Source organism: Algibacter lectus (assembly GCF_004368925.1).
GTDB classification, from domain to species: domain Bacteria; phylum Bacteroidota; class Bacteroidia; order Flavobacteriales; family Flavobacteriaceae; genus Algibacter; species Algibacter lectus.
Map to the genome: position 1 here is coordinate 94059 of NZ_SORL01000015.1, position 25094 is coordinate 119152.

At 34.9% G+C, this 25094-nt stretch carries 14 protein-coding genes; 2 read left to right on the forward strand and 12 right to left on the reverse strand.

The genetic code is table 11. The annotated features are described in order from the left end of the window. Positions 1 to 161 precede the first annotated feature (161 nt). Positions 162 to 1400 (forward strand): leucine-rich repeat protein, encoded by a 1239-nt coding sequence (locus DFQ06_RS19205; RefSeq protein WP_133969460.1) that lies wholly within the window; start codon positions 162 to 164, stop codon positions 1398 to 1400. A 94-nt stretch (positions 1401 to 1494) separates the two neighbouring features. On the opposite strand, the gene DFQ06_RS19210 is transcribed toward DFQ06_RS19205, so the two are convergent. From DFQ06_RS19210 to DFQ06_RS19265, 12 genes are all read right to left on the reverse strand, one after another. Beyond that, the gene (locus DFQ06_RS19210; RefSeq protein ID WP_133969462.1) at positions 1495 to 2616 is read right to left on the reverse strand and encodes a glycoside hydrolase family protein; all 1122 of its coding nucleotides are present in this window, start codon (positions 2614 to 2616) and stop codon (positions 1495 to 1497) included. A 49-nt stretch (positions 2617 to 2665) separates the two neighbouring features. Beyond that, positions 2666 to 4963 carry a glycoside hydrolase family 95 protein gene (locus tag DFQ06_RS19215; protein WP_133969464.1) on the reverse strand — a complete coding sequence of 766 codons (2298 nt, stop codon included), beginning with the start codon at positions 4961 to 4963 and terminating at the stop codon, positions 2666 to 2668. 72 nt (positions 4964 to 5035) lie between these two features. Next, positions 5036 to 6070, reverse strand: a complete 1035-nt coding sequence (locus DFQ06_RS19220; RefSeq protein WP_133969466.1) for a family 43 glycosylhydrolase — start codon at positions 6068 to 6070, stop codon at positions 5036 to 5038. A 153-nt stretch (positions 6071 to 6223) separates the two neighbouring features. Then, a complete protein-coding gene (locus DFQ06_RS19225) occupies positions 6224 to 7204 on the reverse strand; it encodes a glycoside hydrolase family protein (RefSeq protein WP_206672782.1) in 981 nt (326 codons plus the stop codon). Positions 7205 to 7314: 110 nt separating this feature from the next. Beyond that, on the reverse strand, positions 7315 to 9858 hold the full coding sequence (locus DFQ06_RS19230) for a glycoside hydrolase family 2 protein (RefSeq protein WP_159140111.1): 2544 nt from the start codon (positions 9856 to 9858) through the stop codon (positions 7315 to 7317). Positions 9859 to 9931: 73 nt separating this feature from the next. Then, positions 9932 to 10906, reverse strand: coding sequence for a family 43 glycosylhydrolase (locus DFQ06_RS19650; protein ID WP_206672783.1), 975 nt, complete (start codon positions 10904 to 10906; stop codon positions 9932 to 9934). Positions 10907 to 11237: 331 nt separating this feature from the next. Next, on the reverse strand, positions 11238 to 12737 hold the full coding sequence (locus DFQ06_RS19240) for a sialate O-acetylesterase (RefSeq protein WP_133969471.1): 1500 nt from the start codon (positions 12735 to 12737) through the stop codon (positions 11238 to 11240). Positions 12738 to 12769: 32 nt separating this feature from the next. Beyond that, positions 12770 to 14671 (reverse strand): glycoside hydrolase family 97 protein, encoded by a 1902-nt coding sequence (locus DFQ06_RS19245; protein ID WP_206672784.1) that lies wholly within the window; start codon positions 14669 to 14671, stop codon positions 12770 to 12772. A gap of 27 nt (positions 14672 to 14698) precedes the next feature. After that, complete coding sequence (locus DFQ06_RS19250; RefSeq protein WP_133969473.1) at positions 14699 to 16303, reverse strand: sulfatase family protein; 1605 nt, start codon at positions 16301 to 16303, stop codon at positions 14699 to 14701. 92 nt (positions 16304 to 16395) lie between these two features. Further along, complete coding sequence (locus DFQ06_RS19255) at positions 16396 to 18003, reverse strand: T9SS type A sorting domain-containing protein (protein WP_133969475.1); 1608 nt, start codon at positions 18001 to 18003, stop codon at positions 16396 to 16398. A 234-nt stretch (positions 18004 to 18237) separates the two neighbouring features. Continuing rightward, positions 18238 to 19668, reverse strand: a complete 1431-nt coding sequence (locus DFQ06_RS19260; protein ID WP_133969477.1) for an arylsulfatase — start codon at positions 19666 to 19668, stop codon at positions 18238 to 18240. A gap of 35 nt (positions 19669 to 19703) precedes the next feature. Next, entirely contained in the window at positions 19704 to 21236 is a 1533-nt protein-coding gene (locus tag DFQ06_RS19265; protein ID WP_133969479.1) for a sulfatase family protein, read from the reverse strand. 760 nt (positions 21237 to 21996) lie between these two features. On the opposite strand from DFQ06_RS19265, the gene DFQ06_RS19270 reads away from it, so the two are divergent. Then, positions 21997 to 25089 carry a SusC/RagA family TonB-linked outer membrane protein gene (locus DFQ06_RS19270; RefSeq protein WP_133969481.1) on the forward strand — a complete coding sequence of 1031 codons (3093 nt, stop codon included), beginning with the start codon at positions 21997 to 21999 and terminating at the stop codon, positions 25087 to 25089. Positions 25090 to 25094: the final 5 nt, after the last annotated feature.

Below are 25094 nucleotides of genomic sequence, written 5' to 3' on the forward strand. Positions count from 1 at the left end.
CTCTAAATAGAACAACACACTAAATACGTAAACAAAATATTACATTACATATAAACCGCAACATTTTCCATCCTTTCTTGCTACAAAACACACCATTTGAATCCTAAAGCTTTAAATAACTTAGCTATTATCCAATAACTAAACATTTAAAACTTTTTAAGATGAAAAAAACATTACTATTATTTATTACGTTACTAAGTATAACGTTCACTTATGCACAAACAGAAGGTGCAACATTTACAGCAGGCGATTACACCTATGAGGTTACGGCAACAACTACCGAAGTAAAAGTTATAGGCTATACTGTAACCAATTTAAATATACCTGCTACAGTTACCGATGGCACGTATAATTACAATGTAACATTACTTCCTTCTGGCGTATTTAACACCGACACCAACATTACATCGATAACAAGTACGGCTGCAGTGGCTATTGGCTTGCAAGCTTTTAATGCATGTTCTGGTCTTGAAACTGTAAATCTGCCAAATGCCATTTCTATTGGTAATAGTGCTTTTTTAAATTGTTCTGCATTAACTACTGTAGACATTAGTGGCGTTACAGGTACTCTTGGTAACAACACCTTTAAAAATTGTTCTGCATTAACAACTCTAAATGTGAGTGGTGCAACTATTGCCGGAAACAATACCTTTGAAAATACGGGTACACTAACAAATGCCGATTTTAGCAGTTTAGTTTCTCTTGGAGCGCAAACTTTTAGAAAAACGGCTGCAGTAGCTTTAAGTTTCCCTGCGTTAACTCATGTAGGTAATGCATCAGATCCTACTTCGGGTTTAGTATTTTGGCAGGCAAGCAATCTTAAAACTATAGATTTCCCTTTGGTTGAAGTGATTAATACGGGTGCTTTTAATTCATGCACATCACTAGAATCTATTACTTTTCCTGCTACATTAACTTCACTTACCGAAAACAACTATAATATGTTTAAAGGCTGTACAAGTTTAGCCAATATAATTGTAGAATACACCACATTTATACCGCTTGGATATAACCCAGATGGCGCTTCTGTAAACACATCAATATTTGCAGATGTATTTGGAGCGACTTTAACAATTCCTTCTTCTGTTAATGCTACCGATTATACTACAGGAGATGTATGGAAAGATTTTGGTGCCCCTGTTTTAAATGTAAACACTCATGAAGCTGCACAAGGATGGGATTTTTACCCAAACCCAGCAAAAGATGTTGTGACCATACAAAACACACAATCGCAACATGCAGACATTACTGTTTTCGATTTAAATGGCAGAATTTTACTAAATAAAACGATTAATAATGTGCAGTCTGAAATTAATCTGTCTAGTTTAAACACCGGCATTTATTTATTTCAAGTTAAAACAGATGCAGGCGCATTTGTAAAACGCATTGCTAAGCAATAAACAAACCTTAATAATCATTTAAGCACAAAAAAGTCCGATTCTAGTGAATCGGACTTTTTTTATGTGATATAACTTATTCTTTCTTGATTAAGTTTTACCTCTGATATTTTAGAACATAGTTATTTGTACCATCACTACCATCGAGCGCAACACCACTTGGACAGAACAAATATTCAGGCTCATTATTTACATCCATAAGTAATTGTGGGCGCTCTAACTTAACATGCTTTCCATAACGCGGATTTGCTCCTTCTGGAACATTTCCGTTTAAATAAAAACTTTGAAAATTATGAAACCCAGAAAGTGGTTCTGCTTTAAATTGAAGTCCATCATCGGACACCCAAAGTAAACCGCCGCCTTTTTCTAAAATGCCGTGATTATCTGTAGTTAACAAACAAATTTTATCTTTCCAAATAAACGCATATCCATCTTCTATTCTAACCTCGTTTGTTGTAATAGGTTTGGATTGAATAACATACGGGCCTTCTAATTTTTCTGCAATAGCAAGTCCCATACTCACCTTTCCGCCTTTGCCTTTTGGACCAGCCATGGCCTTAAAATACAGATAATATTTTCCGTTTGGGTGTTTTATAAGTCCCGGATTATTGACACCAAGACCACTATCAAAACACCAAATAGAGGGATTGCTAGGCGGACTCAACAAAGGTTTATTTTTATTTGGTTTCTCTATCCAAGGCCCATTAAGGCTATTACTCACAAGCATGCCTATGCTTTGACTCGGACCATGATTTTCGTCGCCATCGTTAGCTATAAACACTAATACATACTGGTTATCAATTTTTTTAATACTTGGGTTATGAAAACCAGCGGCATTCCATGCATGATCACCTTTGCCTTGCGCTACAACTTCCACAAACTTAAATGGTCCTTCAGGACTTTTAGATACATAATGAGCAATTTCACTATTATACCTCCACGCCTTTTTAAACGGCGTGGCAGAAGACCATCTAGCACTAAAAAGATGCACATTTCCAGCTTCGTCTCTAATTGGGGAACTTCCCCAAACATCGTAACCCGGTTCGTTTATAGATGCTCCGATAAACTTCCAATGATCGGACATTGCCGTTGGCACTTGCACGCTATCTTTTATGCTTTCGATTTTAACCGTTTCATTTTTTTTATCAATTTCTTTACAAGAACAGAGACAAATAGATAAAGCGGCAACGGCTAAAACTGTTATTTTTATGCTTTTCATTAGTACTATTTTTATGGCGTTTGGATGGGTAATTGCTTCCATCCTGCTTTTAATAATTAAACTCTAAAACTTCTCCTTTTTTAGTCTCAATTTGTTTTACTTCATCTTGATAACGCAAGTTTAAAGTATTCCCCAATTTAGAAGTTATCACTAATGTTTTCAGTTTACCTAACTCCCAAGTCATGTCGATTTCAAAACCTTTTCTAGCAACAAGACCTTTTATACTTCCCGATGACCAAGCTTTGGGTAAAGCTGGCAGTATATGCACTTCACCATTCTGGCTTTGCATTAACATTTCTGTAATACCCGAAACCACACCAAAATTTCCATCAATTTGAAATGGCGGATGCACATCTAATAAATTCGGTAAAGTAGATTTTCGTTGCAATGCCAAAATATTCTCGTAAGCTTTATCACCCTCCAACAAACGTGCATAAAAATTGATAATCCATGCACGACTCCAACCTGTATGGCCGCCACCTTTAGATAAACGACCTGCAATGGTTTTTTTAGCTGCCTCAAAAAGCTCAGGTGTTTTAGTTTTTGAAATTTGATTTGACGGATGCAAACCATACAGATGCGAAATATGTCGGTGTCCCGGCATCGCTTCTTCAACCTCATCAACCCATTCTAACAATCTACCATCTTTACCAATTTTAAGCGGTGGCATTTGTGCTATTTTACTTTTAAGCAAATCACTAAAATCTTTATCAATATTTAAAATTTCTGCGGAAGCAATACAGTTATAAAAAAGTTCGAGCACTATTTCTCTGTCCATCGTCGGACTCATATTCAAGGTTGCTTTTTCACCTTCTTTAGTTAAAAAATTATTTTCCGGTGAAATAGACGGCCCCGTAACTAAAAGCCCTGTTTTTGGATCTTTAACCATAAAATCGACAAAAAACAAAGCGGCTTCTTTCATTATTGGATACGCCTGATTTTTTAAATATTCTTTATCCTCAGTATACTCGTAATGTGTAAATAAATGTTGGCAACACCAAGCGGCACCCATAGGCCACATGCCATATCTTGCTTTACCGAAAGCTGCTGTAGAATGCCAAGCATCACTTGTGTGGTGCGCCACAAAACCTCTAGCGTTATATGTTTTTTGAGCCGTAATACGTCCCATTTCCCTTAGGTTTCCAATAAATTCTAAAAATGGCTCGTGACATTCGGCAAGGTTTGTCATTTCGGCCATCCAATAATTCATTTGCACATTGATGTTAATATGATAATCAGAATTCCAAGGCGGTGTAAATCCGTCTGCCCAAATACCTTGTAAATTGGCTGGTAAAGTACCCGGACGTGAGCTACTAATAAGTAAATATCGACCAAACTGATATTGTAATTGCGTAAGGTAATTATCTTCTGTTCCTGCTTTAACTTGCTTTAAACGCTCGTCGGTTGGTAAATCTTCTCCTGTATTATCAGATATTTTAAAAGCGAGTCTATGGAATAACGATTGATAATCTTCTGTATGCCTATTTAAAAGTTTTTTATATGAAGACGAAGCTATGTTTCTATAAATCTGCTCGCAGTCTATTTCAGGATTAGAACCGCGATAATCACTAGCTGCAATAACTTTTACAAGAACCTCATCGGCATTAGAAATCACTAACTTTCCTTCTAATACTTCGGATGTACCGCCTACTGTTTCAAAATGAAGCGTAGCATGAAACTTCACGCCATGACCATTACCAACATGTTCTGAAAATTCAATTTTATTTTCGGATACCGATATTTTAGTTTGAGCATTTCTTTTTACCCAAGCAGACATATTAATTTCACCTTTTTTATCTGCCGTATATTTATAAACCATCACCTTGTCTGGAAAACTAGAAAAGTAATTGCGTTTAAAATGAACACCATTACTACTGAAAGATGTAGTTACCAAAGATGTGTTAATATCTAACTCTCGCTTGTAATTGGATATGGAATCTAAACCCGGAGTTTCAATAAATAAATTGGCAAGCATTTGATACGTGTTTTCACCCGATGGTAAACGATCGCTAAGAATTTTATCTTGAACCATTTTTTCTGCATCCATATACGCCTCATCAAAAAGAAGTTTTTGGATGGTATCTATATATTTTCCGGCATCTTTTTTATCTCGATTATAGTCTTTTCCGCCTGTCCAAATGGTTTCTTCATTTAAACAAATAATTTCATTTTTTGGATTCCCATAAATCATGGCGCCTAAACTACCATTACCTATCGGCAGCCCTTGATTCCATTTTTTGGTAGGTTGATTAAACCAAATTTTCAAAGGTGTTTTTGGTGATTCCTCTTTTTTTTCAGAACAATTAAAAAGCATCAAAAAACAAAAGGATGCGACTATATATTTCATATGTGTTTTATTTGGCTCTACACTCCAAAACAGAAATATGTAAAGCAAAGGTTAGTTTTATCTATAAAAAGCTTAATTATTCATTTCGAATCTCACTAAATAAGCCCATCCTTTTTTCTGAATCATTGCAATGCCCCAACCTGGCACATTAATTTCCGGATTTCCATTTTCTAAATGCGGACGATATAATCCTGGAGCTTTTGGAATGTTTTTCAAGCTATCTTGCAAGACAAAAAAATGCTCACCATCGGCAGAAATATTTAAAGTCTTATTGATTGATGCCAACGACACTATGCCTCCATCTTTACCCCAAATAAGCACCTCGTGACTTTTATCTAACAATGGGCCATCGTGTTTTTTAAACGGACCTTCTGGCTGATTTGCATAAGCCACACTCATTTTTGTTTTACTTGGCCCGGCTTTACCATCGGCAATAGACCTGCCTTTGTAAAACAACCAAACTTTATTATCTCGAACCAACAAACTCGCATCGTCTATACGAAAGCTATCAAAATCTGAATCGACATCGCTAATCTCCAAAACCGGATTATTTTCTACACGTTCAAATGGTCCGTTTGGATTATCGGAAACTGCTAAACCTATTGCCGTGATATCGGTAGTAGAATTGCCTTCGAACACCTTATTTTTATTTCCAGGAGTTGGTTTTACGCCTGTATAATACATGTAGTATTTATTATTACGCACCAATATATTAGGCGTAAAAACGGAATGGCTATCAAACGCTCCTTCTGCTCCTAAACCAAGAGCCATGCCTTGCTCTTCCCAAGTACGGCCTTCATCTTGAGATGTTGCATACCAAATAGTAGCCCAATACCCCGATGTAATAGGGCTGTCCATGCGGCTGTACCAAACGTAATACGTGCCATCGACTTTAATAATATCGCTATTATCGCGTCTATTATAAAGCGAATCTTTACCGATACCGGTAATATCTTGATAGGTAAATTTAACTGAAGGTGTTTCGGTTATAATATCTTCAACATTCTTTTTCTTTGTTGTTTTTGATTTACATCCTACCGAAAAAACAGTAATTATAATAGCTATAATAATTTTGAACTGCCCTTTTTGAAAGTTTATATAACGCATGTATTAATTATTTGATATTATTACGAATTTTTAAAATAACAGGTTCGTTTTTATTGAATGTTTTTTCTACTTTGAAATTAACAGTTCCGAAACCTTTCCGTGTAAACGCATCAAAAAAACACGTAAACTTAAGCTTACTGCTTTGTACTAGTTTTACTCAAAACTTATTTTAAAAACATGAGAACTGCTGCCATAACCTGGCTTTACCTGAACTCCTGTTGCTAAATATAAATAGGCTGGTTTATCGTCTATAAAAAGGATTTGTGCACGCTCTAAATGGCCATCTTTTTTACCTCGGTATGACACGGCATCTTTTAGATATTCTTCTCCTACATAGTGTTGTAAATCTTCATAAGATCGTTCTGTTTTTTCAGCTGGAAACGAAAAACCATCGCCCGATTTCCATAATAAACCACCTCCGCTATTTCCTAAAGATGCTCTAAAATCACGACTAATCATGTATACAGAATCTTTCATTGTAAATGCATAAGCATCTTCAAGAGGCATTTTTTCTTCGGTTACCCTTGTTGGTTGATGTATATATGGACCTTCAACATTATCGGCAACCACAACACCATAAGAATACACATAGCCCTTAGGTTCTTTTCTAACCACAGATTTGTGATATAAAAAATATTTGCCATTGTATTTAATTAATGATGGATTAGAAACGCCTAACCTTGCTGTATAATTCCACACTTCGGGGTTTTTAGTTTGGCGTAAAATAGTACAGTCGGCTTCGGCTCCTTTTGCTGGTCGCCAAGTATCATTTAAATCATCGGCAACATACATTATAATACGTTGTGTTTTTAAATCGTTGTTTTCGTTAACAATAAAACAAAGCTGATATTGCCCATCAATATTACTAACCGTTGGGTTGTGTGGCGAATTAAACAAACCATCTTTGTCTGGCACAGCGATACCTACATACTCAAAAGGCCCTTCTGGACTATCGCCCACGTAATGCCCAATTTCGCAATCTTTAAACCAACCGCTAAAATTTCCGGGTTGCGAAGCGGTAGACCATTGCGCAGCAAATAAATGTGTTTTACCATTTTTATCTTGTACTGGCGAAGATCCCCAAACATGCATATCTTTTTTTGCTGCAGCATTGCCAACATACTCTATTTTCATTTTTTGAGCCTGGGTGTTACAGCTAAGAAAAACAAATAGCAATGCAGTTAATAATATTTGTTGTGTTTTCATTTTTACTTTTTTATTATAATTCATTTTACTTAAAGCTTTTATTCACTCTTTAATTCTTGTGTCCATTCGCTAGCAAATCCCCATTGTTTGATAACTCGCATTTTGTAATAAATAGGAATTCCTTTTTTAATATTAGGAATGTTAAGCACTCCTTTCACTTTGGTTGTTAATTTTTGATTATACTTATTAGGATTGGTACCATAAAGGACTTCATATAAATAATCATAAGGGCTTACACTATAAGCAATAAAAACACCATTTTCGGTGTGTTTTGTATTCCAAATAATTGGTGGAAGTTCATCTTCATCTTTTATGAGTTCTTTTACTTCTGAGGGTACGCTTTCTCCTTTATTATTGACAGCAATAAGTTGATATTGCCAAACATCACCTTGCTTTATTTTTTTGTCCTCAATATCAATAAAATTATTTGTTGTTTTCTTAGTATTGAAAATCAAACCGTCTTTCTCATATCGAACATAATACGCCTCGGCATCTTTACTTTTTTCGAAAAAAACACGAATACCATTGTTAGCTGTATTTGCAAATGTTATAACAGGCTGTTTCGGAACTTGAAACTTAACAACATCTGTGTAAACTTTGTAACCTTGCGGATCTAAGAAACTAACTTCTATCATGCTTAAGTTGTCTTTAGCACTCCACTCAAGGAAAACATCAAATGTATCATCTCCAGGAAAAATAGTTTTAATATTTTCTGTTTTTGTTTCTACAGGTTTAAAATCCGAATCAAAAAGCGTGTACTGTACTTTATAACCTCTCAATATATTTGCGGGAATATCTAACTTTTCTCTTGGTTGAATAGTGACTTTTGCATGTCTTTCTGCGGTGTTTATATTGGATACTGTCAGGTTTTTTATGGGACTAAATTCCTTTTGAACGCTATAAAAGCCTTTTTTCTTGTCTCTAAAAGAAGTTACAATTCCCCAAGCTCTGTTTTGAGAAGGAGGCGTTTTCCATCCGTCTTTACCATGATATGTACTTCTATAATCATTAAACGTCCATAAGGAAGCACCCAAAACATATTCTTTATTTCGTAATTGATTCAATATTTTTTCAGCAGGAACATCACCTAAACTCGGATCTTCAGAATTTAATTCATATCCAAACTCAGACATAAAAATTGGTTTCTTATGGTTTTTCCAGGTTCCATCTGCCTTTTTACCCCAATTCTGATATCCATTTAGCATTGCTAAATCTGCGTACATTGTTGCTTCTTTAGGCGAATTATTAGCCGAATTAGACACGGAAACAGCTATTCTATTTGGATCTAATTTTTCAGCCATCTCTATAGCACCCTTTATATAAGCATCTACTTTTGGGTTTTTAGATGCCATACCCAATTCATTACCTACACTCCAGCCTATAACTGCTGGATGATTATAATTATTTTCGATAATTCGCTGTAACCATTCTTTTGGTTTTGGATGTTCTGGATCTACTAAAATATCTTTTCCCCAAAGCCCAACTTCTTCAAAAATCATAATTCCTTTTTCATCCAAATAATCGATGTATTCTTTGGGTAAATTTACATGACTCAATCTAGCCATATTGGCTCCCAAACTTTTCATTAAATCAACATCTTCTTTAATACGTTCTATAGGTAATGTATTGCCTGTAAATCGATCTTCTGGCACTACATTGAACCCAACCGGCCTTATACTTTCTCCATTTAATAGTAGTTTTAAACCCTTTATTTCTAATTTTCGAATACCAAATCTATCCGAATTTGTATGTAAAATTTCCTTGTTTTCGGATAAGGTAACCGTAGATTCATATAAATTAGGGAAATCAAAATGCCATAAATTCACTTTAGATTTTGGTAAGTGATAAGCCCATTTTACAATATGTTTATTGCTATTGGCAGGAACTATTGTTTTCACCTCACCTTTAGCTACAATCTTTCCGTTACTTTTAATGTCTATATTAAATAGTACGTTTCTAGGCGTATTACTAGCATTGCTACTCACAATTTTCACATCTAATTGAGCCGTTCCTTTTTTTAAGTTGGGCACGGCATCTATATGTTGAAACTCAATACGTGTTTTAGATGTTAACTCTAACCAAACTGGCCTTCTGATACCACCCCAATTCCACATAGCGCCGCTTTTAAAAACGTTATTAACCAATACGGTTAACCTATTTTCTTTTTCAGGGTTTATATATTCTGAAATATTAAAATGAAAAGGTAAGAAGCCAAAATCATGTTCTCCAACTAAATGCCCGTTTACCCAAACTTTGGAATTGTTGTACACAGATTGAAACACCAAACGTAATTGCTCTGTGCTTTGTATTTCTTTAACAGTAAAAGTTCTAGTGTACCACGCATCTCCAACATATTCAGAATATTCGTTTACCAAATCCCAATTACCAGGAACAGCCATAGTACCCCAAGACCCCGTATTTACATCTTTTGCAAACCATTGAGAAGATTCTCCTTGCGCATACGGATCGGTTTTAAAGGACCATTTACCGTTTAATGATATGTTCTCATTGCTTTGGGCATAACTAAAACTTGTGACTATAAAACATAAGATTCTTATTAAAATAGGTACTTTAAAATCCATTAAACTTTTTATCATTTTAACTTCGTAAAAATTCAAATTATATCTCCGATTGATAAAACACTTTATCTTTTTACTAAGGATTTCCCAGAACCTCCTTTAAATCGAATCTTTCAAGAAACTGTCCCTTTTTATTAATAACTCTCTGCACGCCCCATTCTATCAACTTACCATTACCATTATCAGTAAACGCTTCAGGACGATATGCTCCAGGTGCAAGCGGTACATTTTTATTTGTAAAATCGTGTGTCTTTTTAAAATTAAATCCATCTTCGGCATACATAATAGATTTACGTACATCCTCAGGTCCTTCTTTCCCTATAAGTGTGGCAACACCTTTGCCTTGAGGCCAAACTAATACTTCATGACCGCCTTTTACAACAGGGTTGTTTTCGTATTTCACATATGGTCCTTCAGGATTATCGGCTATAGCAACACCCATTTTAGTTTCACGTGGCGATTTACCCCATTGGCGACCTTTGTAGTATAACCAATACTTTCCGTCACGGACAATTATACTAGCATCGTCAATTCTGTGACTATCAAACTCAGTAACATTATCACTAGGAACCATTATCGGATTAGTTGGAAGTTTTACCCAAGGACCATCAGGAGAATCGGAAACAGCTATGCCTATTCTTGTTTTCGATTTTTCAAGATCCTTAGTTCTATACGGATTATTAACTCCCGAATAAAAAAGATAATATTTATTGTTAGCAACTAAAATACCAGGTGTAAAACAACCTTCATCATCCCAACTGCCATCTTTTCCCGGAGGTAAAACTTCTCCTTTTTCTGTCCAAACAAATCCATCTGGTGAGGTTGCATACCATGTTGCCCATCTAACATGATCTCCTACTTTCCAATACCAAACATAATACAAAGACCCTACCTTTATAACATCACTTGGGTCGCCTCGTTTTATGCCCTCTTCAAAACCTAATGCTTCAATAGGAGAATATGATGCTGTTACCGATTTAAAGTTCGATTGAGAAAAAACAGTACCCATTCCTAAAAACAGCATTATTATAATTACAAAAATATTTTTCATTAGTAAAAGTTATAAAGACAGTTATGGATTTTCTTTTAGTTTGTTTTGTTTGAAAACATACGCACAGATCTATTCAGTTATGTGTCTATGTTCGGCAATTACCAAAGTTATTATAAAACAAAAACTTATAATTATCAATTAGGGGGTATAAATGTTGAATTTGAATACATAAAAACAACTCCAACATAAACACAACAAACTAATAATCATAAACATACAAAAAACCTCATGATTTAAGCCAAATTCCATAAGGAACGACCTAACCATAACATGAAAGCTGTAGAAACGACAACAATTATTACTCTATAAATGAAGATTATTTTAGTAGATTTTAATCTTTAAGTTGAGTAATTGGCCTTCTATCAAAACTTAAAGCACCAATATTATTTTCTCTTCCAGATAGCCACGGACCATTATAAATATCGCGAGTGCCTACGTAAAACTTACTTGGTAGGTAGGTTATAAATTTATAATTAGATGCTTTTTTCAATGTAAGAATAAGTGAATTATCTTTAACGTCCACTCTTTTAACTTCAAGAGGCATTTGTTCTAAATTTGAATCTTCCGAAGCAAAAAACTGATCTTTTAAATAATGAACCACGCCATTTACTTCACGCTTTTCTTCTAGAAGTATAGACTGATCGAAGTTTAGTATAATCTTTTTAGAACCTGTATAATTCGCACTTAATAATTTTGGAGGTGTTATCGTGAAATCGAACTTTTCGTTATAATAATCCCGCGCCACTAAAGGATAAATACGTTTGGCAAATTCTAAATAACCATCGTAAGAAAAGTGACAACCATCATGACCTGTAACACCTAGTGTGGACATAATATTTACCATCTCGTACTTTTTATCTATTTTATTTTGAACTTCACGCATTTCAGAAAGATAACTCTCTGGATTACGACCACAACCGGGATGAATTTGAAATAAATAAACTTTTTCTAAACTTGTATAAACACGTTTCCAATCATTCAAAAGCACATCAAAATTAGCTGCATATCCTTGATAACTTTCCACACTTACCGAGTTAGACTCTCCTTGATGCCAAAAAATGGCTTTAATTTTATCTTTCAAACCCGCTTGATCGACACGATATGCTAAACGCCCAAAGCTAGTTTCTAAAGATGGTTGCTCTGGATATAACATGTTTTTTTCTATTGAAGATGAACCGCTACCACCGTTAATAATACAAACAGGCACCTGATGTTTTTCGACAATTAACCGCATTAATTCCATACCCCAAGCACCAACACCAAATGGGTTCTTTTTAAACCATCCTCCAACACCATCAAGACCTTCTAAATTTCCTGTAGCCATACCCCAACGTACTTTTCTATCGTCGTCGTTGTAAGTTTCGTAACCTGTTTTAACCCCAAAACTTCTGCAATATGGATTACTGTAAGTCGACAAGCTACTACTTGCATGAGAGTTAGATTGCCCAGTTATAATATAAGCATCTCCACAGACTACATGATCGGCAGAAAAGTATAGGCTATCGACATTATTTTTTTTGATATAAAACTCAAATCGATACTCGTGTAAGCCCGAATTTATTTCAGTTGAAACTGAAAACTGCTTATCAACTAGACTATCCTTTTGTGTATTATAAAGCACATTATCTTTAAATACTTTTAATGAAAACTCTTTAAAATCTGGAGTTCCCTTAATATTACCAGAGATTAAAACCTCAGCGGTATTACTGCTATCGCGAGCATATAACTGATAATCTTCGGGAGCTTCTGTAATTCTTATTTTTTGCGCAAATAAACTCATTGATAACAATGTAAAAGCGCATAGCAATAAATAGGAGGATTGGTTTTTCATCTGGAATAGGTTTCAGCGTTAAATATACTTTTTTATTCTGATTTTATCCACATACAATGTCCACCACCCGGAGCCATATTAGCTTTAATAACATCTCCTTTTTTCACTTTAGCCTTTCTTATTTGGTAAGCTTCGGGGTTTGTTTTACAATCGGTTTCGGGTGTATCCTCGTAAAAGGTAACCTCATAGATTTTTCCTTCTTCAAGAAAGTTTAAGTCAATATCTAAAACGCCTCCTTTTTGATTCATAACACTACCAACAAACCAATCGTTTTTAGATCGTCGTGCTGTAGTAATATATTCTCCCATTTTTGAATTCAGAATTCGAGACTCATCCCATTTACCAACAGGCATTTTTTGGATAAACTCGAATAAATCGGCTTTAGCCTCATAAGCTTCTGGAGCATCGGGAATACAAACTAAACCACTAAAAACAACTAGAGTTCTAGCTACCTCAGACACCACTGTAGATAAATAAGAGTTTAATTTCTTTGGGCCTTTTTGTCGTTTTCCAGCATTAATTCCGGTGATATCAAAATTACCATTATTCATATCCAAAGGCCCTTGTATAGCATTAACTAAAGCCAATTTAATAAAAGTTTCGGGAGTAAACGCTTTACGAGAATCTTGCTGTGCATGGCAATATTCGCGGGTAATAGCGTTGGGAAATGTACGCCTAACACCCGTAAAAGGCACTGGACTATCATGGAAATCGATTAGTAATTCACTAGCAGCACTTTGACTAATAGCATCACGAGAAAACTGAACATTGTTCCCCATAAAACCATATTTAATACCATGCATACCTAAAGATTGAAAATAAGGAAACAACTCCTTATCTCCATATTCGCCAAATTTACGATCGTAATACAAAATAAGTTCAACATCTTTATCTTCAGCGTAAGCTATAACAGCTTCTAAATCTAACTCAGGAGTTAACTCAAAATGCCCTTTAGTAGCACGTTTATACCAAGACGCATCAATTAAAAAATACTCAATACCTTTTTTATCTGCAAAATCTATAAAACGTTTGTAGCTTTCTGTATTAATACCATACACAAAACCATCGGGCGCCGTATAGCCATGCACACGCCAATCCCACATGGTTTTACCAGGCTTAATCCAATCGGTGTTTTCTATTTCACAAGGTGCCGCCAAATTTACAGTAACGGTACTGGTTACTAAATCGCCTGCCGAGTCTCCAAACAAAATAACTTTCCATGGCGTAACCACTTTTTCGCTTATATATTTTGGTTTACTACTAGATACTAAAGTTCCCGATTTTTTATTAAAATTCATCGTCATGGTACTAAAACCTTTAGATGAATACAGATCGGATTCTAAAAAAGATAAATGATTTTTATTCGATTTTTCGACAACAACAGGAAGCAACATTTTTGACAATTTTGCTTGCTCATCAGATAAACTACCTATAGCAACAGGACCAACAGGAGGATGTTCTCCGACTGTATAATAAAACACATCGTTACTAGCTAAATTATATTCAGCATAAAAATCTAATTGATCTTCTGCGGTAACATCATCCAGTTCAAACCTAAAACCAACACCATCGTTATAAACACGAGAGAGTAATTTCCCTGTTTTTCCGTCAACTTCAATATGAATTACAATTTCATTATAAAAATCTCTAATTTCACTAAACTGCCCCCAAACCGGATTCCATTTGGTATCGACTGAGTTAATTTCTGTATTTAATATTTTTACAGGAATGTTAGGCAGTATCGAAATACTAGACACACCTACCAAGACCTCGTTATTCCGGTTTAATTGATATGTTAAACCTTCCTCATTATTCTCAAAAGTTAACTCTACCTTTTTATCAGGAGAGCTTACATTGATATTTGATTTAACGCTGCAAGCATTGAAAAACGCAATAAACAGAAGCATTGAAAACGTTAGAGAAACTTGTTTCATTTTGTAGATTTTAATTTAATTTTCGTCTTAATTAATTATACTTTCAATTTGTTTCCAGCCTTCCATGCCTTCGTTTTGCTGTTTTTCCCCTGCTGTACTTCTACCATCTAATATTATTTTTTTAAGCGCAACTTTTAACTCGACAGCTTTTTCCGGGTGCTCTGCTATTAAGTTTTTAGTTTCTTCAATATCATTTTTTAAATTGAAAAGTTGCATCTCGGGTAAATCTAATTTCTGACTTTTTATTTCGTTTGGTCGTGGGTAACTCCACCCTGCAGAACCGTTGGTTAAACACAACTTCCAATCGCCTTGTTTTATAGCAAACGACCCGTTTATGGAATGATATACTGTATATTCTCTAATATCATCTTGATTAGCTCCTACAATTAAAGGTAGCATACTATAGCTATCTTCCGCTTCGGTGTCTTTAATGTTATAGCCAGAAACCTCGGCACAAGTTGCAAAAAAATCGACAGTAGAAATAGTTCTATCTGTTTTAGAGTTTTTTAAACCTTTGCTTGGCCATTCTACAATAAGTGGCACATGATGTCCGCCTTCGTAAATATCGGCTTTCATGCCTCTAAACACATAACTGGGGTCGTGTTTTACTTTTGCCAATTCTTCAAAATCTGCTTTTGGCGAACACCCATTATCACTAGTAAATACAATTAATGTATTTTCTGAAATGCCTTGCTTTTTTAATGCTTCTCGTATTTGGCGAACCACATCATCAACCTGCATTACAAAATCGCCATACATATTGGTATTACTTTTTCCTAAAAACTCTGTAGTTGGTAAAATAGGTGTATGCGGTGCAGGCAAAGGAAAATATAAGAAAAACGGATCTTTCTCAGTCGATTTTTCTTCAATATAACTTACAGCTCTATCTGTTAGATCTTGCAAAATATTAGCGTGAACAAAATCGTCGGACGTTGGTCCTTTTCTCCAAACACCTTTTTCGTCTACCGAAATAGTAGTTTTTGTAGGTTCCATAGTTGGTATATCATTTTCAACAAATACATAAGGCGCCATATCTAAAGATCCGCAAAACCCAAATGAATAATCAAATCCATGTGTTGACGGTCCATTTTTAATGGGTACCGAAAAATCTACTTTTGGATTAGTATGTAGTTTTCTAAGCGTGGCTTCTGTTTCTTCATTTACAAAAGACCAGTCCCAGCCCATGTGCCATTTACCAATGTAAGCCGTACTGTAGCCTTGTGTTTTTAACATGGTTGCTACAGTAACACGATCTTCTTTTATCAACGATTTAGAATACCCACCAAGCACACCACTTTTTAAACGACTCCTCCAATTATAACGTCCCGTAAGAATACCATATCGTGTTGGTGTACAAACAGCAGATGACGTATGTGCATCTGTAAACATAACACCATTGTTCGCCATATTATTAAGGTTTGGCGTTGGTATTTTTCCGTTAGGATTAAAGCATTCTAAATCTCCATAACCTAAATCATCTGCTAGAATATAGATGATGTTCGGCTTTTTAGGTTTCATTAACTCCGTATCAGAACTTATTTTATTCTGCTGTTTTGTTTCATCTGAAAAACTTGAAAAAACAAGACATAAAACAGAGGTTAAAACTAAGAGTGTGCTTGACGTTTTTATCATTGTATTAGAATCTTTTAATCGTACTATTTTTAAATTAAATAAGTTGAAAACGCTGTATATACCCGCTAAGGTAAAAAATTATGTATCGAAAGTTAATCCTTAACCACTTTTAACATTTTAGAACCATTAAGGCCATCTAATTTTAATAAATATAGACCTTTAGAAAGGGTACTTACATTAACCTCAACATCTTTAGTATTTATTTCGTTAGTTAAAACAATCTGTCCGTTAACAGTATATAATGTGTAGTTTTTAAACGAAGTATTAGGTGCAGATATCATTAATTTTTCTGACACTGGGTTTGGATAAATTTTAACCTCAACATTATCTATAGTTGTAGTTGATAATGTAATTTCCGAAGCATAAACCTCTACCTCGGCTAATGTTAATGCATTGGTTCCGTTATCTAAATCTATTCGAACAATTTGACCTAGAACGCCTCCTGTTTCTGCGATAATATATTGGTCTGGATAGTCGGCATAGGTTTTACTATACACCGTTTCGTTATTACTGTTTATAACAGACACTGTAAAATTGGACATTCTTGCCTTACAACAACCATCTGTTCTATTAAAAACTTTAATATCTCCGATACTTTTATCTGAACCAAAATCGACTTGCCACCATGGATTTGCTTCCCCATTTGTAACGGTTACAGAACCTCCCCCAAAGTTTCCATTGGTATCGCCATCTATTGCTAATTCAGGTCCTTTATTAAATGAAGGATTGGTAGAAGATTGCGTAGCGATACCTGTTGGAGCGATATTAACAGGTTGCGCCTCATCTTTTAAATACAAATCCATCCAAGTATAAACGGCATTGGTTAAAGTACCATTATTTAAGTTTACAGCATTGGCAGCATTATATAAAACTAAACCATCAACCTTATTTTCTATGGCCTTCTCCAAACGCGTTCCTGTGCCTTTAGCATCATTATGGTTTACTTCAGAATCCCAAACTGGTAAGTTTCTCGCTTTTGCTAAGTTGATAAACGTAGACCATTGCCCATGATTAAAGCCTAAATTATGAGATGCAGCCACCGTAATATAATCTTCTATATTGGTATTATTAAACATATCGATAGCTGCAGGAAGCCCCCAAGTACAAGGCCCTATAAGCTCTGCGCCATTTACATTATTATGAAGTGTTGAATAAATTTCATGTATTTGATCTACGCTCCAAGTACTGCTAGTTGCGCGTCCATCTTCATTAAAAGGGTTTAGCCATGTACAGTCAGGATATTCTGATGAAAACTCTAAAACTCTTGCAATTAACTCATCGGTTGCCGCTTGCACACCGTTAACCGATGGCACAGTACCATTAAGCATATTATTAGCTACACGCGCTCCGCCTCCACCTTGTGCTGGATTTGCAAAAATTAAAAAACCTTGTGCTAACGCTTGTGTATAAAAATAATCGAACATAGGTTTATTCGGGTTAAGATCTACACCATTTGTATCTCTACCAAAAAGCGGAATACGAATTCCGTTTACTTTCATTTCGGTAAATGCTTTCAATAAATTATCGGCATGTGCTTCTGTTAAAACCTTATTGGTAATAAAAACTTGTTTTACATCACCTAACACATACTCCATATCGTTGGTGTAAATAGTTTGGCTAAACACCGTAAAACTCGAACAGCAAATCAATAAAGCAATGCATAACGTTTTAATGTTTTTTGAGTAATTTTTTAATCTCATAATTTAAAGTTTAGTTTGGTTTATTTAGTTGAATGAAAAGGCCTATTTCAAAAAGAATTAATATGAATGAAATAAACACTTTCCTCTAAAACCAAATCTAAGGTCTTTTAGCATTTTAAAATTCTCAATTAAGGAACCAATATGTTGCAATATGAGTGTGAATGAAGATAAATAGGCTATTTAAAATACCCACAGTTTAAATAAACATGTTCAAAAAACAAATAATGAAGTTATCTATTTCCTCTTTTGAAGCGCCACTTTTCGTGTTATTAAAGGAAATTCTGCATGTTCTGTTCTAGCTGTTTTTAGAAGCGCAAGCATTTCATTTAATTTCTCCGCTTCTTCTAAGGCAAGATTTTTCGTTTCACCTATATCTGTTGAAAGATTATACAACTCAGGACTACCTTCAAGTTTCCAAACCAATTTCCAATTGTTTTGACGAATAGCTTGAATAGGGCCTTGCTTCTCGTTAAACTCCCAATACAAATAATCGTGTTTTTGTTGTGCTTTGCTATTTCCTAGTAATTCAGGCGCAAAAGAGATACCGTTAATATCTATATTAGTTGGTCTAACGCCGACGAACTCACAAACTGTTGGTAAGAAATCCCAAAAAGCAGACACGTGAGTACTTGTTGAACCTGCAGGTATTTTTCCAGGATATTTAGCTATAAACGGAATGCGAATACCGCCTTCATACAAATCTCGCTTTCCTCCTTTTAAATCGCCGTTACTATTAAAAAACCGATCCTTTTTTTCGTATTCAGGTCCGTTATCACTTGTAAAGAAAATAATGGTATTATCTTCTATTCCTAATTCTTTCAATTTATCAAACAACTTGCCTAAATCTCTATCCATTCGAGATACCATACCGGCGTAAGTTGTATTGCCTTCCTTGTCATTTTTATAATGCCCTTTTGTATTCATTTTACGTTCTGGCCAACCTAAATTTTGATAAGGTTTCTTTGATTCTTCGGGAACCGTTAATTCTAAATGAGGAATGGTTAAAGCTAAACACAGAAAAAACGGATTTTCCTTTTCGTTTTCCACGTAACTTAAAGCCTCATTCACAAAAACATCATGCGTATATTTACCTTGTTTTAAAGCAAAATTATTATCCTTTAAAATAAAAGCTTCACTATTACGGTACAGAGTGTCCCAGTAATAATGGTGCGCATGACGATGCTCTTTGTATCCTAAAAAATAATCAAAACCATGTTCCGATGGCATATTTTCTTTATCTACACCTTCAGAAAGTCCCCATTTACCAATAACAGCTGTTTTATAACCCGCTTTTTTAAGTTCGGTAGCAACTGTTATTTCATTACGTTTAAGATTTACAGGAGTACCACTTTCTGTCCAAACAGGATTTCCTCTAACACTAGCATGACCTTGATCGTAACCCGTTAACAAACTAGCTCGCGATGGCATGCAAACTGTAGAACCTGCGTAATGATTAGTAAATACCATACCTTGAGCTGCTAACTCATCGAGGTTTGGTGTTTTAATTTTAGTTTGCCCATAAGGTCCAATGTCGCCATACCCCAAATCGTCGGCCATTATAAAAATAATATTCGGCTTTGCTGCCGATTTTATTGTTTCTGAAGTTTTACAACTGAAAATCAACAAATTGAGAATAAGAATTACGGCATGTGTTTTATTAAGCATAATATTCTAGATTTCTTTATTCTGAAATAAACTTGTTATTGTTTTAATTGTTCAAAAACCTGAATTAACTCTTGCAATTTTTGAGGATTTACTTCAGCTAAATTATTTTGTTGCCCTTTATCTTTCACAACATTAAAAAGTTTGTACTCTAAAGACACACCTGTTTCTGTCCCTACTTTCTTATTCATTGAAGCACCTTTGTACGGAGGAATCAAAATCCAATCGCCACTTCGTAAAGCTGTATTAGATTTCGCTTCAATAATTAAATGCTCACGTCCCTGCGCTGCTTCACCTAATAATGCCCTTAATAAATTTTTGCTATCCGTAGTGTTTTCATCAACTCCAACCAGATTTCCTAAAGAAGCCATTAAATCCATTTGACAAACAATAGCATCGGAGACATTAGGCTTAATATCATTTTTCCAATACGTAATAAAGGGCACGCGAGTACCCGCTTCAAACAAACTGTATTTACCACCTCGCAAACCTCCTTTTGGGTCATGATTTCCAAGTTTTTCAACAGCATCATCATAATACCCATCGTTTAACACAGGCCCATTATCACTAGAAAAAACAATTAAAGTATTTTCTAAAACGCCTTCTTCTTCTAAAGTCTTAATAAATTCACCAATACACCAATCGGCTTCTAGAATAACATCTCCTCTTGGTCCCATGCCCGATTTACCAACAAAGCGTGGATGTGGAGTTCTAGGCACATGTGGTTGTTGCATAGCGTAGTATAGAAAAAACGGATTCCCCTTATGTGTTTTTACATAGTCTTGTGCTTTACCTAAGAAATGATCGGCCATATCAATATCACTCCACTTAGCAGCTTCACCACCTTTCATATACCCAATTCTAGGAATCCCGTTTACAATACTATTATTATGTCCGTGATGCCATTTCATGGTGGTCAGTTCCGGATTTGTTTTAGCAGTAGGTTCACCTTCAAAATTCTTTTTATAATTAACCTCTATCGGGTCGTTTTTATCAAGATTTACCACATTCCCATTCTCAATATATACCGTTGGCACACGATCTTGAGTCGCTGCCAAAATATACGATTCATCGAAACCTACCTCATTAGGGCTAGGTTTAATAGTTGTATTCCAATCTACATTTCCAGAACCTAAACCTAAGTGCCACTTACCTATAATGGCGGTTTGATAACCTGCTTTAGCGAGCGTTTTTGGCAAAGTAGTTTGCGCAGTACTAATTAATAAAGGAGCATCGCCTGGTAATATTTTAGCGTCCTTATTTTTCCATGGATACATCCCTGTTAATAATGCATAACGACTTGGTGTACAAGTGGCCGACGAAGCGTAACCGTTGGTAAATTTTACACCACCATCTGCCAAAGCATCTATATTGGGTGTTTGCAATTCTGTAGCTCCATAACAACTTAAATCGCCATACCCCAAATCGTCCAAATAAATAACAACAATATTTGGTTTCGGCTTTTCAACATCGTTCTTAACTACCGGTTTCCGAGTATTGCTTTTACAACTAACAACTGCAAACACTAAAGTAGCGGTGAATATTAAAACGGGTATTATCTTTTTTATCATTCTATTTAATTTAGCTTTTATATAAAAACTTCACTTTAAAGTGAAGAAACACTTGGTAACAAACTTAACCACTTTATCTATGGTATATTTCTCAATTAAGGGTGAATAATGTTACTTATGGCGTATTTTAGAGTTTAAAACCGACGGAAAAACTCAGCAAACAACTAAAACATATATCTACTGTTTAAAACTTACTATTTGTAATTCTAAAAATAAAAACGGCTAATAAGACTTCCGAAAACAAAAAAATACGTCCAATTTAAAAGCAACATGAATTTTAATATTTCATAATTTTCTGGAGTACCATTAATCGAAATCACACCTAATTAATTACTTTTAAAAACAAAAAACCATGTCATTTTTTTGCTAAAAACCATCTATTCACTTCGCTACTTATATGCTAAATTAATCAGTATATACTTTAAATTAATCTAGACATAAAATATTCTAATTAGAGACGTATGTTGCAGCAAAAAAGCCCAAAACCACATCATTTGTAGGTTTAATCTTAAGAAAATTTGTTAAAAGCAACATTTTGAACCCCAATTTGAGAAAGCAAAAAGAGGTAAACCCTTTACTTTTGACAGTAGATTATCCTAAATAAAACTATAGGCGTTTGTTAAAGATTTCCAAGAATTAAATTTAAACAAATGATTTACTAAAGAAGGAACTAAAAAAAACAATCAAACTAACTAAGCTAAAACATTAAAACTATGAGTATAACATTTCTATATTCTCTTAACCCGGAAAACTCTAATTTATGAAGGAAATAAAACTATTTATATTATTACTATCCATCTCATGGTGTTCTTTTTCTCAAGAGGTAATTCAGGGTGTAGTAGCAGATGATTCTGGAATGCCAATTCCTGGTATTAATATTCTCGAAAAAGGAAAAGCAAACGGAGCTGTAACAGATTTTGATGGTGGATATAAAATTACCGTAGACCCAAATGCCGTTTTAGTTTTTTCTAGTATTGGGTTTCAAACTCAAGAAATTAAAACAACAGGCAAAACAACTATAAACGTGACTATGAAGGAAGACATTCAAAGTCTTTCCGAAATTGTTGTTGTTGGCTATGGAGCCCAAAAGAAAGAAAGTGTATTAGGCTCGATAAGCCAGATAAAAGGAGAAGAACTATTAGATTCAGGTTCTAGCAACGTTACTAATGCTTTAAGTGGAGCCTCACCCGGCCTTGTTGTTGTACAAGGTTCTGGACAGCCCGGTGCCGATGACGGCGATATTTTTATTAGAGGTAACGCAAACCCACTAATATTAGTAGATGGCGTAGAAATTGTTGGTGGATTTGCCAACATAAACCCTAGAGATGTAGAAAATATAAGTACACTAAAAGATGGTGCTGCAACCGCTGTTTATGGTATTAGAGGTGCAAATGGTGTTATCATTATTACAACAAAACGAGGAAAAACTGGTAGACCAAAAGTGAGTTACAACAGTGAGTTTTCTGTAAAATCTGTTCTTAACGAACCAGATAATGTACTAGATGCTTTTTCTGCACAAAGTGCTTTTAATACAGGAATATTAAATGATCAAGCTTATACTAGTGGATATGCGTCAGCTGTAGATTTAGCACATTGGAGAGATGGTGATTTACCATACATCTACCCAAATACAGATTGGTTTGATGTTGCCATAAGAGATGATTATGCAACTAGTTTAAATCAAACTATTTCTGTTAGAGGTGGGTCTGATTTTGTAAAATACTATGCATCTGCAGGGTATTTAACTGAAGGTGATATTACTAAAACAGAAAAACTTTTTAATTACGATCCTAAATTTAAATTTAAACGATACACGTTTAGAGGGAATTTAGACTTCACCTTAACTAAAACTACGCGTTTAAACACAAGTGTTAGTAGCCGTTTAGAAGATAAAAACCAACCTGGTAACGGAAGTGACATTAGCTTCCTAGGACTTTACAACTCAGCACCAGGTGGTGTAGTACCTGTTTATCCTGCAAGTGTTTTAGAACAATATCCAGATCCATTTTTCCCTGGCTTATCAGAACCTAGATATGGAACTGGAAGAAATATTTACACAGGTATCAATGCTAGCGGGACTTCTCAAGATAACAAAACTGTTTTTTCTATAGATTTAGAACTGGAACAAGATTTAGATTTTATTACTGAAGGCTTAAAATTTACAGGAAAATACAATTACATAAGTTCTTACACCACACGAAGTAGAATTGCTTATGACGCCACATTAGATCCTAGATTAGACACTTACACTTTAGACCGAGACGGATCGTGGATTTCTGCTGAAGGCGTAGAATATGAGCGTCCTTTAGAATTTATTTTAGGAAGTGAAACAATTAACGATAGTCAAGAAATTTCTTATCAACGTGCACAATTAAATTACCAACGCTCTTTTGGTAAGCATAGTGTAACCGGTTTAGCACTTGCTAGTCGTAACAAACGTGTGAGTAATACAACATTCCCTTTTTACAATGAAGATTATGTAGGTCGTGCTACTTATAATTATGACTCCCGTTACTTTTTTGAACTAAGTGGATCTTATAATGGAGATGAAACATTTGCAGAAGGTTACAGATTTAAACTTTTCCCTTCCTATGCCGTTGGAATCAATCTAGCCAAAGAGAAATTTGTAAAAGACAATATTCCTGAAATTAACAACTTCAAAATAAGATATTCTTATGGTGAAACTGGATCTAAAGCCGGACTAGGCAGTAACCGTTGGCAATACTTAAGCTTCTACGATTTTTATGGGGAGCCTGGTGCTGCTAACACTGAGAAAAGACCAAATTCGAGATATTATTTTGGAATAGATATAGACGATCCACTTTTAATAGTTACAGAGTCTCAAATCGGTAATCCTGTGCTAACATGGGCTACCGTAGCAAAACAAAACATTGGTGTTGAATTCGGTTTCTTTGATAATAAAATATCAGGAGAAGTTGATTTCTTTAAAGATTCTAGAACCGATTTAATCAGTATTCCTGGTGCTATATATCCTGCTTTTTATGGTTTCTCTGCAGATTTACCTTTTGTTAATTTAGGAGCTTCTGAAAGTCATGGCTATGAAATATCTTTAACTTATAAAAACAAAACTTCAGGAGGGTTTAAGTATTCTGCAACTGCCTTCTACGGATTTAATGAAAATCGAATTCTTAAAAGTGCTTTAGATGGCCCTGGAACAACACCATACACTTCAATTTCAGGAAAACCTGCAGGAGCTTCAGCTTTGTTACAAACAGATGGTTATTTTCAAAATATAGACGAAATTGTAAACTACCCTACAGTTAGTGGTGCGCCTGGCTTAGGAGATTATAGATACATTGATTACAACGCAAATGGCGCCATAACAGGCACAGCTCTAGATGATCAAGTTAGATTCGATTTACCAAATGCTCCAAAAAACAGTTATAGCTTAAAGTTAAGCGGTTCTTACAAAGGTTGGTCACTTAGTGCATTAATTAACGGTGTTGAAGGACACAGAGGACTTGTAAATAGCGATTTAGCATTTGCACTTCCCGACGGACTTGCCACAGGGTTAGATGAGCACTTAGATTACTGGACGCCTACCAATACAAATGCGGCATACCCTGCTTTACATGCTGTAACAAACCCAAACTTAATAAATGATTCTACAGCTAGAATTGTAGATTTAGACTACATCAAATTACGAAGTGTAAACCTTGGTTATAATTTTGATATGAGCAACAGTAAAACATTAAGTGATTTAAGAGTTTATCTTAATGGTAATAACCTTCTTGTAATTTCTGATTTAGATTACGGTGATCCTGAAGCAAACAATCCTGGGTCTTACCCAATACTTAGAAGAATCAATTTAGGTATAAACATGACTTTTTAAAATAA

Coding starts and splice junctions, on each gene's coding strand:
- DFQ06_RS19230 (WP_159140111.1), bottom strand. CDS start 9,858: ATGGATTTTAAAGTACCTATTTTAATAAGAATCTTATGTTTTATAGTC.
- DFQ06_RS19265 (WP_133969479.1), bottom strand. CDS start 21,236: ATGATAAAAAAGATAATACCCGTTTTAATATTCACCGCTACTTTAGTG.
- DFQ06_RS19225 (WP_206672782.1), bottom strand. CDS start 7,204: ATGAAAATAGAGTATGTTGGCAATGCTGCAGCAAAAAAAGATATGCAT.
- DFQ06_RS19220 (WP_133969466.1), bottom strand. CDS start 6,070: ATGCGTTATATAAACTTTCAAAAAGGGCAGTTCAAAATTATTATAGCT.
- DFQ06_RS19245 (WP_206672784.1), bottom strand. CDS start 14,671: ATGAAACAAGTTTCTCTAACGTTTTCAATGCTTCTGTTTATTGCGTTT.
- DFQ06_RS19260 (WP_133969477.1), bottom strand. CDS start 19,668: ATGCTTAATAAAACACATGCCGTAATTCTTATTCTCAATTTGTTGATT.
- DFQ06_RS19270 (WP_133969481.1), top strand. CDS start 21,997: ATGAAGGAAATAAAACTATTTATATTATTACTATCCATCTCATGGTGT.
- DFQ06_RS19215 (WP_133969464.1), bottom strand. CDS start 4,963: ATGAAATATATAGTCGCATCCTTTTGTTTTTTGATGCTTTTTAATTGT.
- DFQ06_RS19250 (WP_133969473.1), bottom strand. CDS start 16,303: ATGATAAAAACGTCAAGCACACTCTTAGTTTTAACCTCTGTTTTATGT.
- DFQ06_RS19650 (WP_206672783.1), bottom strand. CDS start 10,906: ATGAAAAATATTTTTGTAATTATAATAATGCTGTTTTTAGGAATGGGT.
- DFQ06_RS19255 (WP_133969475.1), bottom strand. CDS start 18,003: ATGAGATTAAAAAATTACTCAAAAAACATTAAAACGTTATGCATTGCT.
- DFQ06_RS19240 (WP_133969471.1), bottom strand. CDS start 12,737: ATGAAAAACCAATCCTCCTATTTATTGCTATGCGCTTTTACATTGTTA.
- DFQ06_RS19210 (WP_133969462.1), bottom strand. CDS start 2,616: ATGAAAAGCATAAAAATAACAGTTTTAGCCGTTGCCGCTTTATCTATT.
- DFQ06_RS19205 (WP_133969460.1), top strand. CDS start 162: ATGAAAAAAACATTACTATTATTTATTACGTTACTAAGTATAACGTTC.